This window comes from Maribacter sp. HTCC2170 (assembly GCF_000153165.2).
In the GTDB taxonomy this organism is placed as follows: Bacteria; Bacteroidota; Bacteroidia; order Flavobacteriales; family Flavobacteriaceae; genus Maribacter_A.
The window spans coordinates 1,995,748-2,013,616 of record NC_014472.1; the positions used below are offsets into that span (position 1 = coordinate 1,995,748).

The 17,869-nt window shown below is 36.2% G+C and carries 20 protein-coding genes; 11 read left to right on the forward strand and 9 right to left on the reverse strand.

Translation table 11 applies throughout. The features are described from left to right. Nucleotides 1-25: 25 nt before the first annotated feature. Both FB2170_RS08840 and FB2170_RS08845 read left to right on the forward strand, forming a co-directional pair. Nucleotides 26-280 carry a SemiSWEET transporter gene (locus FB2170_RS08840; RefSeq protein WP_013306200.1) on the forward strand — a complete coding sequence of 85 codons (255 nt, stop codon included), beginning with the start codon at nt 26-28 and terminating at the stop codon, nt 278-280. Nucleotides 281-398: 118 nt separating this feature from the next. Continuing rightward, the gene (locus FB2170_RS08845) at nt 399-1,094 is read left to right on the forward strand and encodes a zinc metallopeptidase (protein ID WP_013306201.1); all 696 of its coding nucleotides are present in this window, start codon (nt 399-401) and stop codon (nt 1,092-1,094) included. A gap of 28 nt (nt 1,095-1,122) precedes the next feature. Here the strand turns inward: FB2170_RS08845 and FB2170_RS08850 are convergent, their stop codons facing one another. Both FB2170_RS08850 and FB2170_RS08855 read right to left on the reverse strand, forming a co-directional pair. Further along, nucleotides 1,123-1,593 (reverse strand): Lrp/AsnC ligand binding domain-containing protein, encoded by a 471-nt coding sequence (locus FB2170_RS08850; protein WP_013306202.1) that lies wholly within the window; start codon nt 1,591-1,593, stop codon nt 1,123-1,125. 47 nt (nt 1,594-1,640) lie between these two features. After that, nucleotides 1,641-3,014 carry a saccharopine dehydrogenase family protein gene (locus FB2170_RS08855; RefSeq protein WP_013306203.1) on the reverse strand — a complete coding sequence of 458 codons (1,374 nt, stop codon included), beginning with the start codon at nt 3,012-3,014 and terminating at the stop codon, nt 1,641-1,643. An 84-nt stretch (nt 3,015-3,098) separates the two neighbouring features. Here FB2170_RS08855 and FB2170_RS08860 point away from each other — a divergent pair, with 84 nt between their 5' ends. Further along, a complete protein-coding gene (locus FB2170_RS08860) occupies nt 3,099-3,485 on the forward strand; it encodes a DUF423 domain-containing protein (RefSeq protein WP_013306204.1) in 387 nt (128 codons plus the stop codon). Nucleotides 3,486-3,581: 96 nt separating this feature from the next. Next, on the forward strand, nt 3,582-5,168 hold the full coding sequence (gene pckA, locus FB2170_RS08865) for a phosphoenolpyruvate carboxykinase (ATP) (RefSeq protein WP_013306205.1): 1,587 nt from the start codon (nt 3,582-3,584) through the stop codon (nt 5,166-5,168). Between the two features lie 39 nt (nt 5,169-5,207). Here pckA and FB2170_RS08870 read toward each other — a convergent pair whose 3' ends face one another. Genes FB2170_RS08870 through FB2170_RS08880 form a run of 3 tightly spaced genes read right to left on the reverse strand, consistent with a single transcriptional unit; the run spans nt 5,208 to nt 8,286 of the window. Next, complete coding sequence (locus tag FB2170_RS08870; RefSeq protein WP_013306206.1) at nt 5,208-5,954, reverse strand: uroporphyrinogen-III synthase; 747 nt, start codon at nt 5,952-5,954, stop codon at nt 5,208-5,210. Nucleotides 5,955-5,959: 5 nt separating this feature from the next. Then, nucleotides 5,960-6,616 carry a DUF4271 domain-containing protein gene (locus FB2170_RS08875; protein ID WP_013306207.1) on the reverse strand — a complete coding sequence of 219 codons (657 nt, stop codon included), beginning with the start codon at nt 6,614-6,616 and terminating at the stop codon, nt 5,960-5,962. Next, nucleotides 6,616-8,286 (reverse strand): ArnT family glycosyltransferase, encoded by a 1,671-nt coding sequence (locus FB2170_RS08880; RefSeq protein ID WP_013306208.1) that lies wholly within the window; start codon nt 8,284-8,286, stop codon nt 6,616-6,618. Before FB2170_RS08880 ends, FB2170_RS08875 begins: the two co-directional genes overlap by 1 nt. Nucleotides 8,287-8,417: 131 nt before the next feature. On the opposite strand from FB2170_RS08880, the gene FB2170_RS08885 reads away from it, so the two are divergent. From FB2170_RS08885 to FB2170_RS08895, 3 genes are read left to right on the forward strand one after another with little or no spacing between them, the layout of a single operon-like run. Next, nucleotides 8,418-9,146, forward strand: a complete 729-nt coding sequence (locus FB2170_RS08885; protein ID WP_013306209.1) for a polyprenol monophosphomannose synthase — start codon at nt 8,418-8,420, stop codon at nt 9,144-9,146. Nucleotides 9,147-9,148: 2 nt separating this feature from the next. After that, a complete protein-coding gene (locus FB2170_RS08890; protein ID WP_013306210.1) occupies nt 9,149-10,483 on the forward strand; it encodes a dihydroorotase in 1,335 nt (444 codons plus the stop codon). A 2-nt stretch (nt 10,484-10,485) separates the two neighbouring features. Next, nucleotides 10,486-10,914, forward strand: coding sequence for a DUF4296 domain-containing protein (locus tag FB2170_RS08895; protein ID WP_013306211.1), 429 nt, complete (start codon nt 10,486-10,488; stop codon nt 10,912-10,914). Here FB2170_RS08895 and FB2170_RS08900 read toward each other — a convergent pair. Continuing rightward, on the reverse strand, nt 10,895-11,902 hold the full coding sequence (locus FB2170_RS08900) for an NAD-dependent epimerase/dehydratase family protein (protein WP_013306212.1): 1,008 nt from the start codon (nt 11,900-11,902) through the stop codon (nt 10,895-10,897). The genes FB2170_RS08895 and FB2170_RS08900 overlap by 20 nt on opposite strands. A gap of 102 nt (nt 11,903-12,004) precedes the next feature. Between FB2170_RS08900 and tyrS the strand changes: the two genes are divergently transcribed. Continuing rightward, on the forward strand, nt 12,005-13,300 hold the full coding sequence (tyrS, locus tag FB2170_RS08905) for a tyrosine--tRNA ligase (RefSeq protein WP_041632771.1): 1,296 nt from the start codon (nt 12,005-12,007) through the stop codon (nt 13,298-13,300). A gap of 1 nt (nt 13,301) precedes the next feature. Here the strand turns inward: tyrS and FB2170_RS08910 are convergent, their stop codons facing one another. From FB2170_RS08910 to FB2170_RS17650, 3 genes are all read right to left on the reverse strand, one after another. Then, a complete protein-coding gene (locus FB2170_RS08910) occupies nt 13,302-14,282 on the reverse strand; it encodes an acyltransferase (protein WP_013306214.1) in 981 nt (326 codons plus the stop codon). Nucleotides 14,283-14,339: 57 nt separating this feature from the next. Continuing rightward, complete coding sequence (locus FB2170_RS08915; RefSeq protein ID WP_013306215.1) at nt 14,340-14,663, reverse strand: T9SS type A sorting domain-containing protein; 324 nt, start codon at nt 14,661-14,663, stop codon at nt 14,340-14,342. Nucleotides 14,664-14,840: 177 nt separating this feature from the next. Continuing rightward, nucleotides 14,841-15,035 (reverse strand): T9SS type A sorting domain-containing protein, encoded by a 195-nt coding sequence (locus FB2170_RS17650; RefSeq protein ID WP_013306216.1) that lies wholly within the window; start codon nt 15,033-15,035, stop codon nt 14,841-14,843. Between the two features lie 356 nt (nt 15,036-15,391). Here FB2170_RS17650 and FB2170_RS08925 point away from each other — a divergent pair, with 356 nt between their 5' ends. Genes FB2170_RS08925 through trmB form a run of 3 tightly spaced genes read left to right on the forward strand, consistent with a single transcriptional unit; the run spans nt 15,392 to nt 17,867 of the window. Continuing rightward, entirely contained in the window at nt 15,392-16,078 is a 687-nt protein-coding gene (locus FB2170_RS08925) for a response regulator transcription factor (protein WP_013306217.1), read from the forward strand. After that, nucleotides 16,078-17,154: a sensor histidine kinase gene (locus FB2170_RS08930; protein ID WP_041632772.1), complete on the forward strand. Its 1,077-nt coding sequence runs from the start codon at nt 16,078-16,080 to the stop codon at nt 17,152-17,154. The genes FB2170_RS08925 and FB2170_RS08930 overlap by 1 nt, the downstream gene beginning before the upstream one ends. A 41-nt stretch (nt 17,155-17,195) precedes the next feature. Further along, complete coding sequence (gene trmB, locus FB2170_RS08935) at nt 17,196-17,867, forward strand: tRNA (guanosine(46)-N7)-methyltransferase TrmB (RefSeq protein ID WP_013306220.1); 672 nt, start codon at nt 17,196-17,198, stop codon at nt 17,865-17,867. Nucleotides 17,868-17,869 lie beyond the last annotated feature (2 nt).

Consider the following 17,869-nt stretch of genomic DNA (forward strand, 5'->3'; position numbering starts at 1 on the left):
CTTTTGAAAGGCATAGATTTACAAAATGGAAACGATTGAATTATTAGGGTTAATCGCAGCTACTTGTACAACATTTGCCTTTATTCCACAAGTCTATAAAGTGTGGCAAGAAAAATCCGCAAAAGATATTTCTTTAACCATGTATCTTGTAATGACCTTGGGACTTGCTTTGTGGTTAATATATGGAATCAATATTGACAGTCTGCCCGTAATTTTAGCGAATGGAATAACGTTGGTATTAGTGTTGTTCATGGTTTTTCTTAAGTTAAAGCATAAATAGTTTTAGACATTTTGTCATAAAAATAGACCCCACCAAATTTGGCGGGGTTTTTGTTTTATTCTTAACCTCGATTAAAGGGGATTCTTTAGTATTTTTATAAAATTAAAATAGAAAAATTATGATGGGATATTATATATTGATTGGAGCTATTGCTTTGGTCAGCTGGTTGGTAAGTAGTAAGCTAAAAAGTAAGTTTAAGCATTATTCCAAAGTACATTTAAACAACGGAATGAGCGGTGCTGAGATTGCTGAGAAAATGTTGGCCGATCATGGTATACGGGATGTAAAAGTCGTTTCTACCCCTGGGATGCTATCAGATCACTATAATCCAAAAAATAAAACGGTAAACTTAAGCGAAGGTGTTTATTCGCAGCGTAATGCTTCGGCAGCAGCTGTAGCTGCACATGAATGTGGGCATGCCGTACAGCATGCACAGGCCTATGAATGGTTGAATTTACGTTCAAAGCTGGTTCCTGTAGTAAGTGTTACTTCAGGAATGTCTACTTGGATTGTATTTGGCGGATTGGCATTGGGAGCTGCTGCGGGAGTAGGTTTCGGTTATTGGGTGGCCATTGCGGGATTGATTATGATGGGATTTGCTACATTATTTAGTTTTGTAACCCTTCCTGTTGAGTATGATGCGAGTAATCGTGCTCTAGCATGGCTGAAGGCAAAAAACATAGTGACGCAACAAGAGTATAAAGGTTCGGAAGATGCTTTGAAATGGGCAGCACGTACTTATTTAGTTGCTGCAATAGGCTCATTGGCTACTTTGGTCTATTGGGGCTTACAGGTTTTAGGTGGTCGGGATTAATCTTTAAAAGGTTTCGTTTTGTATTTGATTATATCGTAATCTGTCGGTCTATTTGTTGATCTAGAGAAATAAAAGTTTCTGTGCGTGAAACTCCATCTATTTGTTGAATTTCTTTGTTCAGTACATGCATTAAATGTTCATTGTCTTTACAAAGCACTTTAATGAGTATAGACCAATTTCCAGTGGTATAATGGCATTCCAAAACTTCGGGTATTTTTTCTAAATGCTTTACAGCAACAGGATTACTCATAGCCTTATCCAAATATATACCTATATATGCCATGGTCGTATAGCCCATGACCTTGGGGTTTATGATGAACTTGGATCCGGCCAATAAGCCTGAAGCCTCCAATTTACGGAGACGTTGATGAATGGCTGCACCAGAAATGCCTATGCTTCGGGCTATTTCCAAAACAGGTTTACGGGCATCTTCCATTAAGAACCTTAGGATTTTCTTGTCAATCCCATCGATTTTTACATTTTTGTTGTCAGATTTCATGGGTCTATTTCAATATGTAAGTAAAAATACGAAATCCTTGATAATATTTAATTACCAACAGAATCAGGATTGTACCCCAAATAAGGAACTTCGTACTCTTTGAAAGCGATTCCATAGTTCTTTAGTTCGGCTAAAATGGGGTCATAGATTTCTTTGGTTATCGGTATCTGAACCCCAGGAGTGGTAATTTGCTTGTTCAGAATTAATAAGGTTGCAATGGCAACTGGTAAGCCAACTGTTTTTGCCATAGCGGTATGGGTGTGATTCTCACCAATGACAACCATATTGGCATCTATCTGTAGTTTTTTACCATCCAGTTCATAACCAAATTTGTGGTACATAACGATCATGTCCTTATCATCCTCATCAAGTGTCCAACAATCCTCTAAAATTTGTTGTAGGACTTGGGCAGGAGTGGCATTTTCTTTTTTAATGGTTTTAGTACCATCAAAAATATTAAGGTCAGCCAACATTTCCCATTTGCTATCGTCTTGGTCAATTTTCAAATAATGCCTCAATTTTAATTCGACTGAATCAGTAGGAGAATAAGGTAGAAATATGTTAGTGAATTCTCGATAGGACATTCCCTTTGAATTTTCAATCGTGTAACTATCATCGGTCATACCCAATTGCACGAACATATTCCATGCTTTTGAGAACCCAACCCTACGCATGGTTCCTCTGTATAAAGTCAACGCATCATGAAGTCCGTATGCTTCACGATAGTTTAATGAATCTCTATTTGCATACCCTTCGAATTTACCGTACCCTTCGATTTCGAAAAACTCGGTACGCCTAAACAATTTGTGGTAGGGTATAAATTTGTAAGAACCCTCCTGAATAAATTTCGCTGCGCCTCCCTGGCCAGCAAGAACCACATTTCTGGGGTTCCATGTAAATTTGTAGTTCCATAGATTGTCATCACTTTCAGGTGCCACTAAACCACCAGTGAACGACTCAAATAGAAGCATCTTACCGCCTTGCGCACGAATGTGGTCAATAATCTGCATGGCACTCATATGATCGATTCCGGGGTCAAGACCTATCTCGTTCATAAAGACCAAACCTTGATCTTTTACTTTATTATCCAGTGCTCTTATTTCTTCGCTTACATATGAAGCGGTAACTAAATTCTTTTTCAGGTTTACGCAATCTTCAGCTACTTTAATATGAAAACGAGCAGGTAGCATTGAAACCACAATGTCACTCCCTTTTATTGCTTTTTCTCGGTCTTCGTCAATTAATATGTCTAAATGCATGACGGTGCAGTTCGTATGATCTTTGATTGCCTTGGGAATAGAATCTGGGTTGATATCTCCAATAGTGAGGTGTAGATTTTCATTGGCCGACTTTTCCAAAAAATAGTCCAACAAATAAGAAGTTGATTTACCGGCACCTAATACAAGTATTTTTCGCAACATTTACTTAAATTACTTTTACATGATTATAACGGAGCACTAAGGTATCAAATTGTTATATTTATAAAAAAAGAGACTACTTAAGTTATGAACAAAACAATATTCGGCACTGGTATCGCATTTGGGGTTCTTGCGGTAATACTAGGTGCTTTTGGCGCCCATGGGTTAGAAAAATTGGTTGATGCTGAGGCAATACAAACATTTGAAACTGGGGTAAGGTACCAAATGTATCATGCTTTGTTATTATTGGTTTTAGGAAATACTAACTTTCTATCCGATAAGAGTAAAGCGTTGATTTTTTATTTTTTAGTGGCAGGAATACAGCTTTTTTCATTTTCGATATACCTTCTTGCTACCAATGATTTAACTTCTTTTGATTTCAAGAAAATTGCGCTCCTAACGCCTTTGGGTGGTGTTCTCTTGATTTTAGGTTGGCTGATATTTAGTTTTCGCGTTTTTAAAAGAAAAAATTAATAAATCAATGATTTTTAGTGGGCAAAAATAAAAAAATGATAATTTTGCGCACTTTTAAATCCAATTGATTAATTATTTCGAAAAAATTCGAGAACAATGTCAGAAAAAAAGCAAGGATTGAATTTGGACAACATGTTGTATCAAATGTCACCGGCCAAATTACATGATATAACCTTAGAGAAAGGATTGGGTAAAGAGGCTTCTTCAGGCGCTTTGGCTATTAATACTGGTGAATTCACTGGTAGATCACCCATGGATCGTTTTATTGTAAAAGATGAAATAACCAAAGATGAGATTTGGTGGGGCGATATAAACATACCTTTTGAGCCAGAAAAGTTTGATAAGCTACATCAAAAAGTACTCGATTATTTAGATGGAAAGGAATTATATGTTAGGGACTGTTATGCATGTGCTGACCCAAATTATAGAATGAACATTCGAGTGGTAAATGAATTGCCCTGGTCAAATATGTTCGTTTATAATATGTTTATAAGGCCTTCTGATGAAGAACTAAAGAATTTTGAACCAGAATGGACAGTGGTAAATGCGCCTGGTTATATGGCTGATGTGGCAATTGATGGAACACGCCAGCATAACTTCGCAATCTTGAACTTTACCAAAAAGATTGCTTTAGTAGGTGGTACAGGTTATACAGGAGAAATCAAGAAAGGAATTTTTTCGGCTCTGAATTTTATTCTACCTGTATTCAAAAATACCTTACCAATGCACTGCTCCGCCAATGTGGGCAAGGATGGTGATACGGCTATCTTTTTTGGATTATCAGGAACAGGAAAAACTACTTTATCAGCGGATCCCAATAGAAAATTAATAGGTGATGATGAGCATGGTTGGAATAATGAAAATGCGGTATTCAATTTCGAGGGAGGATGTTATGCCAAGGTCATTAACCTTTCTGAAGAAAATGAACCTGATATATTCAGGGCAATTAAGAAAGGGGCACTTCTTGAGAATGTAATCATGGGTGAGGATGGAGAGGTAGACTTTGCTGACACCTCTATTACACAAAACACAAGGGTAAGCTATCCATTATACCATATTGATAATGTTCAAAGACCTTCAATAGGGAAAAATCCAAAGAATATATTCTTTCTTACTGCCGATGCGTTCGGAGTTTTACCTCCGATATCTAAATTAACGCCTGCACAGGCAGCTTATCATTTTATTTCTGGGTATACAGCTAAGGTAGCTGGTACCGAAGCAGGGGTAGTTGAGCCAATTCCATCATTTTCGGCCTGTTTTGGAGCGCCTTTCATGCCATTACACCCAGCAAAGTATGCCGAAATGTTAAGTAGAAAAATGCAAGAGGCTGGTGTAAACGTTTGGTTGGTTAACACGGGTTGGACCGGAGGTCCTTATGGTGTGGGAACCCGTATGAAACTAAAATATACAAGGGCCATGATCAGTGCTGCTTTAAATGGAGATTTAGGGCTTTACAATTATGATAATTACCACATTCATTCAGTATTTGGTGTTGCACAACCGCGAGAATGTCCTGGTGTGCCGACAAGTGTATTGAGTCCTAGAACTACTTGGAACGATGATGAGGCCTATTATAAGACGGCCTTTAAGTTGTCCAATGCTTTTAGAGAGAACTTTAAGAAATTCGAGGAAATTGCAAGTGAGGAAATTAGGCGGGGCGGACCACAACGATACGCTTTCTAATAAAAAAGCCCTGACGTTTTCGTCAGGGCTTTTTTATTTTTATTTCTTGTTTATTGTAGTTATATACTTTTGGAGCGCCATTGTCATCGACGGTGTGTCGGGCGTAGGGGCTTTAATATCTATTCGAAGTCCTGCTCCGGTAGCAGCTGCAACCGTAGAATTTCCGAAGACTGCAATACGCGTGTCATTTTGCTCAAAGTCAGGAAAGTTCTTTAGTAAGGATTCTATACCAGAAGGGCTAAAGAAGACCAATACATCATAATAAACATCTCTTAAATCTGAAAGGTCACTGATCACTGTTTTATAGAAAATACCTCTTGTCCATTCAACATCCAATTCATCTAATTTTTCAGGAACTTCTTGTTTTAGAACGTCTGCAGACGGTAAAAGAAACTTCTCTTCTTTATATTTTTTAAATAAAGGAACAAGGTCATTAAAATTTCTTTTGCCAACATAAATCTTACGCTTGCGATACACCACGTATTTCTGTAGGTAATAAGCAACCGCTTCAGACTGACAAAAATACTTCATAGAGTCAGGTACTTTGAAACGCATTTCATCAGCAATTCTGAAGAAGTGATCAACCGCATTTCTACTGGTCAAAATAATCGCAGTATAATTGTGTAAATCTATCTTTTGTTGGCGAACCGCTTTAGCATCAACCCCTTCAACATGAATGAATGGTCTAAAGTCAACTTTTACTTTTTCCTTGTCAATTAGTCTGGAATATGGAGAGTTCTCCATTTTAGGTTCAGGCTGCGATACCAAAATCGTCTTTATTTTCATAAATCCTAGTCTTTTAGATAGCTTCCGATGAGGATAAACGGTGCAATTTCAAGAGCGCAAAGGTACAAAATAAAATAGAAAAAGTTGCTAGTAATGAATTTTTGATGATTCCTTAGAACAGTTATCCAACCTATCACATTAACCAAAAGAATTAGTATAATCGCTACATATACCACAACTTTTGAACCCATGAAAATGTAAGTTAGCATAACATTTGCCACGAACATGATCAAACCGCTATAGTTGAAATATGACAATTTCTTGAAAATTACCTCGGATATTAGTTTCTGCGTCCCAAAAATGAAACTATTACCCATTTGTAGGGATAATTTGATAATTAAGAAGAGGATTATTGATCCAATGATCACGGGAAAAACAAAAATGGATGAATTCGCAGATGAACCAACCAGAACAGTTCTTGCTAAATAAAGGAATAAAGATAAATTTATAATAAGAAACAGGCCGAAGAACAGATTGAACCAATTCATCAGCTTTTCTTTTTTGTTGTACATAAAAATGTACTTGTTGTTAAACGGAAGAATAATGAAATTAAGGAACCTTGTATAAAAAACACTTTTGGCCAATACCACAAACAATAAGCTGAGGAAGATTAGGATGGTAACCCAATCATAGTTTTCGATGTTTCTGAGAATGGGTTCCATTATTTGTTTAGTTTAAATGATTCGCTGTTCAACCCGTGCCGCAATCCGTTTTCTGAAATTACAATTTTAAAGTATGCTGGGGATTCTAATTTCTTTGCCTTTGGAAGGTTAAATGAAAAAAGAGCAGTGTCTTTTGCTTTTAGTGTTTTCGATTTGTCATCAATATAAACCAATTCTAATGGAACAAGTTCTTTAAATTGTTTGGAATCATTCAAATAAGCAATACTAAATTTCAATTTACTTTTGGCAATATCCTGTTTATAAGGGTTGTGTATTTTGGCTACCAGCTTCTTTTCTTCCAGTTGTATATTTTCCTCATCAAGGTAGCACCTAAGTCCTCTAAAAGATTCAAAATTATTCATGAAATGACCATAATAAACGGTACCACTCAATTTTGGAAAAGTAAATTCTCCATTGCTCATGTATTTTGAAACATAAAGTACTTTCTTGTGTTGAACGTTTTTTTCGGAACCATCAATTGTATATTGGTTTTGCCTATAATTTATATTGTTCAAGGAGAATGAGGTCTTACCGGTATAAAAAGCATACATTGGAGCATTGCGGTAAGAATTTTCAAAAACCACTGGATTATCACCCGCCTTGGATTGTATCTCAGACATCCATGCCTTATTACCATGCGACTCATAAATTACGGGAAAAATTGGTTCGTAAATCAGTCCCAGACGTAAAAAAAGTATAACTGCAATGTTGATAAGTCCCAGACGATAAATCCATTTTCGAATATTGTCATTCTCAATCATATAATTAAAAACTAGAATGGCAACAGGAATAGAAATTACAATAATCCATTGCGTCTGTACCCTTCTATTAAAACTTGAGATGAAAAAGAATATCAAAACGCCGTAAGTCAAAAATAAAAGTGCTCTGGTGAAGAGGCCTTTTGATCTAATCTTAAACAATGAATAATAAATAAATGGGAATGTAAGCCCGAAAATAGCAATTAGATTAACCAGAAAACCTAAAGTGTATTTATTAATGTCATAAGCTGCGTTAGGCCTTTCAAAAAGGTGATATTTTATTGAAACAAAATCATTCTCATACAACCAGATGAAATGCGGTGTGTAACATAGTAGTGATGTGATTACGGCAACCCAAGCGTATTTGTTAAAAACCAATTTCAAATTTGATAATAGCACAAAGAAAATCACCAAAACAGCATGGTACTTACTATACATGAGGGCAGCCATGGTTAGCCCCAAACCAATCGCCAATAAAATTGATGGTGCTTTTAAAAAATGTTTGTAGACTAAAAGAAACAACGCAGTGAAGAATAATAGTGGGGTGTCTGGCAATGTGAAAAAGCCATAGGCATTAAGCAGTGTCATTGAAAACACAAGTGTGAAAAAATGAGGCACATACTTTTCCTTATTTGTATTATCTATGGCTAACCATAAAAAAATAAAGGTGCCGGCAGATAATAAACAGCTCATAAAACGAACACCCAATTCTCCTTTGAAAAAGAAACTGCTGATCTTTATTAAAAACGCAACCATCGGGGGGTGGTCAAAATATCCCCAAGCCATATTCTTGGCATAGTGCCAATAATAAGATTCATCAAAGATCAGTTCAGTGAAATTGGCTTGCAAAAGGTTTAAGACCAATATAGAACCTAAAAGGATTAAAAATAACCTGGGTAACTTCAAAGGCATTGCTAATTATTAATTGGCGCAAAATTACGAATTATACCTTTTAATGAAAGGTTTAAAAAAATGATAAATACCAGGATCATATTCTTCCAGACCTATTAAAACACTATTTTTGTTGAAATTCTATCAAGTCTATGTCAGGCAGTTTAGTCATTATTCCCACCTACAACGAAATTGAAAACATCGACGCCATAATTAGGGCAGTTTTTGAGCTGAAAAAAGATTTTCACGTGCTCATAGTCGATGATAATTCTCCTGATGGTACTGCTGATCATGTAATCGGAATCCAGAAAGAATTCCCCCAAAGATTGTTTCTGGAAGTGAGGAAGGAAAAATCTGGTTTGGGAACGGCTTATATTCACGGATTCAAGTGGGCCATTGCAAAGAAATATGACTATATCTTTGAGATGGATGCTGATTTCTCCCATAACCCTACAGACTTATTGCGATTGCACAAGGCTTGTGAAAATGGTGCAGATGTAGCCGTTGGATCTCGGTATAAAAAAGGGGTTAACGTAGTAGATTGGCCCTTGTATCGTGTTCTGCTCTCTTATGGAGCTTCATTTTACGTTAAAATGATCACGGGAATGCGTGTGCATGACCCAACAGCTGGCTTTGTTTGTTATAAAAGACATGTTCTAGAGAATATAAACCTTGATTCAGTTCGCTTTGTCGGTTATGCGTTTCAAATTGAAATGAAATTCAGGGCCCATTTAAAAAAGTATAAAATTGAGGAAGTGTCCATTATTTTCCGTGATAGGGTAAAAGGTAAATCCAAAATGAGTTCTTCTATAATAAGTGAGGCCATTTTTGGTGTAATGAAAATGAAACTAAAAAGTATTTTTCAAAGAAATAAATTCTGAGTATGGGTAGAGTTTTGATCAAAAATGCAAAAGTGGTCAATGAGAATAAAATATTTGAAAGCGATGTTTTACTCGAAGACGAATTGATTATTAAGGTTGAAAAGGATATTAGTGATTCTAATGCCAAGGTAATTAATGCCGAAGGTAATTATTTATTGCCCGGCGTAATCGATGACCAGGTTCATTTTAGGGAGCCGGGATTAACTCATAAGGGAGACATAGCATCAGAAAGTAGGGCGGCCATCGCTGGCGGCATAACTTCTTTTATGGAGCAGCCAAATACCAACCCTCAAACTACGACTATCGAAAAACTCGAAAATAAATTTGCGAGGGCAGCAGAAACTTCTTTTGCGAATTATTCTTTTTTGTTCGGTGGAACCAATGATAACCTGGAGGAATTAAAAAGGTTGGATAAAAATGCCTGCTCAGGTGTAAAACTGTTCTTAGGTTCCTCTACAGGAAACATGTTAGTTGATGATGAGGATGTGATTGAGAAGATCTTTAGAAATACTGAAATGGTGATTTCTGCCCATTGTGAAGATGAGACCACCATAAAGAACAATTTGGCAAAGTACAAAGAGCAGTATGGTGATGCTATTCCTGTTAAATATCATCCCTTGATCAGAAGTGCTGAAGCTTGTTATCTTTCTTCATCCAAGGCTATTGCTTTGGCAAAAAAAACGGGAGCTAGATTTCATGTTTTCCATTTATCCACGGGAATAGAAACCGATCTGTTTAGAAATGATATTCCATTAGAACAAAAGAAAATTACCGCTGAGGTATGTATTCACCATCTTTGGTTTTCCGATAAAGATTATGATGAAAAAGGGACGCTCATAAAATGGAATCCCGCCGTAAAAACTGCCAAGGATAAAAGCGAACTTTGGAAAGCACTATTAGATGATCGCATTGATGTTATCGCTACGGATCATGCTCCTCATACTATTGAGGAGAAAGACAATGTATACACACAGGCCCCTTCTGGAGGACCTTTGGTGCAGCATGCATTACCCGCAATGTTGCAAAAGTATCATGAGGGCGTTATTACGATAGAAAAAATCGTGGAAAAGATGAGTCACAACCCGGCAAAACTGTTTCAAATAAAGAAAAGAGGTTTTGTTCGAGAAGGGTTTTACGCAGATTTGGTATTAGTGAACACCAATAATCCCTGGAAGGTTACAAAACAGAACATTGCTTATAAATGTGGTTGGTCACCTTTTGAGGAAAGCACGTTCAAATCAAAAGTGTCGCACACATTCGTAAATGGTCATTTAGCTTATGAAAACGGTAGCTTTTCATCAAATAGAAACGCAAAACGATTAACGTTCAATAGATAGTAATGAAAAAGGTTCTTTATATTCTGTTATTTGTATTCATGTACTCATGTGGTGAGAAACTAATGGAAAAGCCAGAAGATTTGATTCCTAAGGAAAAAATGATCAATATCCTTAAAGACTTTACCATTTTAAATTCGGCTAAAAATACCAGTGCTATAGTATTACAGGACCACAATATTGAAGCTACCGAGTTTATTTTTTCAAAATATGGGATAGACAGCCTACAATTTGTAACGAGTGATAAGTACTATGCCTCTCTTCCCAATGAATATGAAGCCATATATATTGAAATTGAAAAACGCATTAGCGTGCAGAAAGACCAAATGTCTGAAGCAAAAAGACTTAAGGACAGTATGGAATTGCGCGATAAACTAAGGGAAAGCCCTTTAAAAAAAGCGAAATCAAAAAAGCCTAAGAATAATCTTCCTTAAATTTTTTACAACTTAGGGTGATAACCTTATCCAGATCTTCAAATTTAAAATCAAGCGTATTAATGATCTTTTGATTATCATAGATATCGCGATGTACCAGAGAATGAATGGTCTTTTTCGTAATTTTTCTTTTGCTCTTTAGAACTAGATGTTTTAAGTAGTCAAAGCTTCGGGCTATTTTCAACTGCCAAATTTTCAATTCTTTGGTAGGCCCTTTTCTCCCTAATTCTTTAGATATTCTTGTTAGTATATCTTGGAAGGTAAGATTTTCTGAAACTGCAATGAACCTTTGATTGGTAATATCTGAATCCATAAGTCTCTTCATCATTTTAACAACGTCACCTACGGTGATAAATCCTGTGCCTCCAGGAGGATAAAAACTATATTCTTTGTTCGCTGTTGTAAAGAATTTTCCACTACCACTATTCCAGAATCCAGGGCCAATGATTACGCCAGGGTTAATAATGACGGTGACCAACCCTTCCTGAGATCCGCGCCAAACTTCCATTTCGGCCCTATGTTTTGTAAGGGCATAAACATTTACTTCCTGACCGTTCCACTCGTTTTCCTCAGTGGCCTCTTGATCATTGGTGCTTTTGCCAATGGCACCGATTGTACTTACATAGCAGAGCTTTTTTACTTTGTTTGACAAGCATAAGTTTACAATATTGGCCGTTCCAATAGCGTTGATTTTTTTTAATTCTCGATAGTCGTTTGGGTCAAATGAAATCAACGCTGCTGAATGGTAAACATAATCTACATCTTTGAATGCGATTTCCATCGCCGGGATATCATTAATATCTGCTTGGAACCATTCAATTTTGTTGAAGAGGTCAGAAGCATTTTCAGTATAATAGGAAAAGATTTTTTCAACCTGTTCTAAATTGCTTTGGAATCTATGAATTGCCCTCACAACGTTGTTGTTTTGCACAAGATTCAGCAAAAGATGCGCCCCAACCAATCCCGTACCACCTGTAACCAAAATCATGTTTCAAATTTAGGGAAATGACAGCTAATAAAACCATTTTCAAATAGGGAAAGGCAATGTAATTCCTTTTATATTTGCAGCTATTACCAAATAATACAAAGAATGCGCACAAATTTCGTCGAAGAGTTAAAGTGGAGGGGAATGTTACATGATGCCATGCCAGGCACAGAAGAACACCTAATGACAGGAATGCAATCGGCTTATGTTGGTATTGATCCAACAGCAGACTCATTGCATATTGGGCACTTGGTGGGTGTAATGATGTTGCGTCATTTTCAATTGGCAGGGCACAAACCATACGCTTTGTTGGGTGGAGCCACAGGTATGATTGGTGATCCCTCTGGCAAATCTGAAGAACGAAATTTATTGGATGAAGCTACACTTCGTTTAAATCAAGAAGCCCTGCGGGCACAGTTAAGTCGGTTTTTAGATTTTGATAGTGAAGATGAAAATGCCGCTATTTTAGTCAATAACTATGACTGGATGAAAGATTTTTCGTTTTTGGATTTTATTAGGGATATCGGAAAGCATATAACCGTGAATTATATGATGGCGAAAGACTCTGTGAAAAAGAGGTTGTCAGCTGAGTCTAAAGATGGAATGTCATTTACCGAGTTTACCTATCAATTAGTTCAGGGATACGATTTTCTCCATTTATACCAAAACAATAATTGTACCCTGCAAATGGGAGGTAGTGATCAGTGGGGAAATATTACCACAGGTACAGAACTTATTCGTAGAATTGGTGGGGGTAAAGGTTATGCCTTAACATGTCCTCTGATCACCAAAGCGGATGGCACTAAGTTTGGAAAAACCGAGGGTGGTAATGTTTGGTTGGATGCTCATAGAACTTCTCCTTATAAATTTTATCAATATTGGCTGAACACCTCTGATACAGATGCAGAGAAGTATATAAAAATATTCACATTTCTTACCAAGGAAGAGATTGATGGTTTAATTTCAGAACATCAAGAATCGCCACACTTAAGGGTCTTGCAAAAAAGATTAGCTGATGAAATTACGGTCATGGTTCATTCTCAAGAAGATTTGGACAATGCAAAAAAAGCAAGTAACATATTGTTCGGAAGATCGACCTCTGAAGATTTAAAAACGCTGGATGAAAAAACATTTTTAGATGTTTTTGATGGTGTTCCCCAAGCTAATATTTCGAAATCTGAATTGGAGAGTGGTTTGGATATGATAGGTGCGTTGGCTGCAAAAACTGGGTTTTTAAGCTCTAATGGGGAGGCAAGAAGAGAATTAAAGCAGAATTCAATATCTGTGAATAAAGAGAAGGTCAAAGACGATTATATGATTACCTCAACCGATTTGATCAACGACAGATTTGTGCTTTTGCAAAAAGGCAGAAGAAATTATTTTGTTTTAGTGGTAGAGTAGTCTATAATACCATGAGATTACAACCTCGAATGTCAGAATGGTCAAAACGTCCTAAGACTTCAAAGCTCCCGTCTTTGTATTTTTTACCCAAATCCTGGGTTGCGATAAATGAACATGAATTTATATTGGCAAGGTCAATGACATTTACCCCTCCACTTTTTCCATAATTTTGAAAAGTTAGGGGATCCTCCGTGTCCCGTATTAAGATTTCCATCCAAGATGGAGTTCTAAATATTCCATTTCCATTGGAGTAGGCTTGGGAAAGTAGTTCTGTCATTCCATATTCGGAATGAATGGTTTCAACACCAAATCCTTTTTGAAGAATTTCATGTAATTCTTCTCGAATCATTTCTTTTCTCCGGCCTTTCATTCCACCGGTTTCCATGATTATGGTGTTCTTCAGTTTTAGTTGATTTTTTTCAACCATATCCAATAGGGCATATGAAACACCAATGAGAATAGCCTTTTGGCCCTCGGAATCAAGTTTTACCAATTTCTCAGAAAGAACATCAATTTCGTCTAGATAAAAGCCACTTTCAGGATGCGAGCTTTTTTTAATCAGATCATCAACCATGTATACCAAAGAAGACCCACCGCGTTCTAAGTATGATGGCAAAAGAGCCAAAATGCAGTAATCGGAAATGTCGCCATAAAAATGATGAAACCCTTGCAAATAACTTTCTTGATACAGCTTTAAATCAGTTATGTAATGTTTACTGGTAACTTGTCCAGTAGTACCGCTGCTTGAAAAGATGGCCTGCTCAATATCAGTTGTTACAACGATTTTTTTTGACTTGAAGAATTCGATAGGTAAAAAGGGAACTTCTTTTAATTGTGTTACGTTTGATTTTGTCCTTCCCAGTAGATTGCAAAAATCGGTATAAATTGGATTATTGTCTATTTGAAACCTGAAGACATCCATTGCTATGGATTTAAATTCTTCTGTTGTAGAAATATCAAATATTTTATGAGGATCTATCATTAGCTTGGTCAGCACAAAGGTAATGATATGATGAAATGTTAGATTCTAGTGTCTTTATTATTTTACCACCAATTTGCGGGTAATGGTCTTACTATCTTCTGTTACTTGCAATACATATACCCCTGGGACTAGCCTTGATATATTTAAAGATCTGTTCAAGATGCGATCGGTAAGTACTATTTCTCCAAAAACGTCATAGACAGTTACCACTTTACGGGCATTTTTTTCAGTGGTAATATAAACCACATCATCGAATGCTGGATTTGGATAGAGTTTGAATCCGGAAATTTCTTCTTTTCGAGGATTATTAAAATCCACTGGTTCTTGCGCAGAAAGGGCAAAAGAAAACACCATAAGTAGGGCAAAGTAGATTTTTTTCATTTGTATTGATTTGGGATCAACAAAGTAAAGATAAAGAAAGAGGGTATTTATGGGATGAAAATGTTGTGAAATTCGTTAAAATGTAGGTAAATGATTTTGTATGTGCAGTTCATCGATATTTTTGGCAAATAAACGAAGTAAATACTATCAAAATCTTGAATGAAAAAGGAAAAATAACTACTTAATAATCAGCTTCCTGGTTGCAATTTTGTTTTTTTCATAGACACGAAGAACGTATACTCCAGCATCCAATTCAGAAACATTCAATTCTTCACGAAGAAGTGTTGTTTGCATTACCTGAGTACCTAAAACATCAAAAATTAAGATTTTCTTGGGTGCTTTATCGGCCGTCATTATGAAAACTTTGCCCATTTGTAACAGGATTTGGGTACAGTTTAAACCCCTCAATATCCCCATTTGGCTTCGCATCCTGTGCGTAGCTCAGCGAGATAAAAAGAAAAAGAAAAATAGAGTAAAATTTCTTCATATAAATTGGGTTGCAAAAAGCATACCGCAAATATAATAATTTTACCTTCCGATTGTAGGTGCTTTCTCTTCATTCGCAGAAAGATCGATGAAATGCACACCTGATAAATTCATAGACTCTTGTTTGTTAGGAATTTGTGTACTTCGTGTTATGTTAATGTTACCATTTAAGGTGATTTCCAAAGGTTTAGTCCTAATAGTGTTATATTTACTTTTACGATGTTTAAGAATAGTATTTAGTGATGAAAAAGAAGGATATAAAAATACTTTTGGTTGATGATGAACCAGATATTTTGGAAATCGTTAGCTATAACCTCTCTTCGGAAGGTTACCAAGTATTTACAGCTAATAATGGTGTTGAAGGTGTAGCAAAGGCAAAGAAAAAACAGCCTCATTTAATTATTCTGGACGTTATGATGCCAGAGATGGATGGCATTGAGGCCTGTGAAATAATTCGAAAGACCGTGGGGCTAGAGGATACTATTATTACTTTTTTGACAGCGCGCGGTGAAGATTATTCGCAAGTTGCTGGTTTTGAGGCAGGAGCAGATGATTATATTACAAAGCCAATAAAACCTAAGGTTCTTGTTAGTAAGGTTAAAGCCTTATTACGGCGATTTAGAAAAGATTCAAATTCCAATGATGATATTGTTAGTGTAGGTAATATCGTAATCAATCGAGAGGAGTATAAAATCATTAATGATGGTACAGAAATTATACTTCCTAGAAAAGAGTTTGAACTTTTGTCTCTACTTACGTCAAAACCAAATAAGGTTTTTAAAAGAGAGGTCATTCTAGACAAGGTTTGGGGTAACGAGGTCGTTGTTGGCGGTAGAACAATAGATGTTCATATTAGAAAATTGCGCGAAAAAATTGGTGATGACCATTTTAAGACGGTCAAAGGTGTAGGCTATAAATTTGTTTTATAGTGGCCATTCGATTAAAAAAATCATATAGGTTCGCCTTTAGGTCAGCGATATTGATTACGTTGATCTCCTCATTGATTCTTTTATCTTTATTATGGGTTTTTGATACGATTAATTGGCCATTAATCGGCATATTCACACTTACGGTTTTCTTACTTTCCTTTGTTGTACTTCAAATAAGAATCGAGAATTTTATTTATCGAAGGATAAAAAAAATATATGATGACGTTGCATTGCTGGAGTCAAAAAACCTTACTTCGGGACCGGTGACAACAGACATGAAAACACTTACAGAGGAAATTGAAAAATTTGCCCATGATAAAAAAATTGAGATTGATACTTTAAAAATCCGTGAGGAGTATAGGAAAGATTTTCTTGGAAATGTTTCTCATGAGCTCAAAACACCACTTTTTACTGTGCAAGGTTATATCTTGACTTTATTGGATGGCGCCATGGACGACAAGAACATTCGCAAAAAATATTTGCAGCGAGCCAATAAAGGTGTTGAGCGACTAATTTATATTGTTCGTGACCTCGATATGATAACAAAACTTGAGGTAGGTGATTTGAATTTGGAGTTAGTTGAATTTGATATTATTGAGTTGATTCAAAATGTTTTTGACCTCTTGGAAATGAAGGCCAATAAAAAGAAAATCACACTCACTTTTGATATGGATTATGCAGATTCTGTCCCTGTATATGCAGATCGAGAAAAAATTCAGCAGGTACTTACCAATTTACTGGTGAATTCCATTAAATATGGGCAGGAAAATGGTACTACAGAGATCAGTGTGGAGAATTTAATCAAGAACAAGGTTATTGTGCGCGTAACAGATAACGGTGAGGGTATATCAGAACAGCATATTCCACGTCTTTTTGAACGTTTTTATAGGGTTGACAAAAGTGGTAGCCGAAACGAGGGTGGTTCAGGTTTGGGTTTAGCGATTGTAAAACATATCATTGAGGCCCATGATGAAAAGATCTATGTTGAAAGTGCCGAAGGTGTTGGATCGGAGTTTTCTTTCACACTTGAAAAAACAAATGTTCATAACGATGAGCAGTTTAGCCTTACCAGATAAGATTTTACTAGCTTTGCCACGAAAAAAATAAACTGCTTTTCGTGGGAAGTAAAAACAAATTAAAAAGATTTAATGAGAATGCCACCTTCAAAAATGTGGTGCAACCTGCAAGACAGGAAATCGAGAATGGTACTTTTGCCTTAAAAGGTAAATGGGCAGAGCATTTTGGAAATGAAAACCCCATCGTTCTTGAATTAGGTTGTGGTAAAGGGGAATATACAGTTGGTCTAGCGCGATTAAATCCTGATAAAAACTACATAGGTTTAGACATAAAAGGAGCTCGGTTATGGCGTGGGGCCAAAACGGGTATAGAAGAAGAACTGAATAATGTGGCTTTTTTAAGAACACAAATTGAGTTAGTGGACGAAATATTTGAAGAAAATGAAATATCTGAAATCTGGATAACATTTCCCGATCCCCAAATAAAATATAAGCGGACAAAGCATCGAATGACCAATGAGGTATTTCTAAATAAATATGAGCAGATTCTAAATGATAGCGGTTTGGTTCATTTGAAAACCGACAGTGAGTTTATGCACGGTTATACGTTAGGGTTACTGCATGGTTCAGAAAGGGAGGTTATATATGCCAATCATGATGTATATAAAAATGAAGGTAGTCCAAAAGAAGTACTTTCAATTCAAACTTTCTATGAAAAACAGTATCTTGATAAAGGAAAACCAATTACCTATATAAAGTTTAGACTGAACTAAAA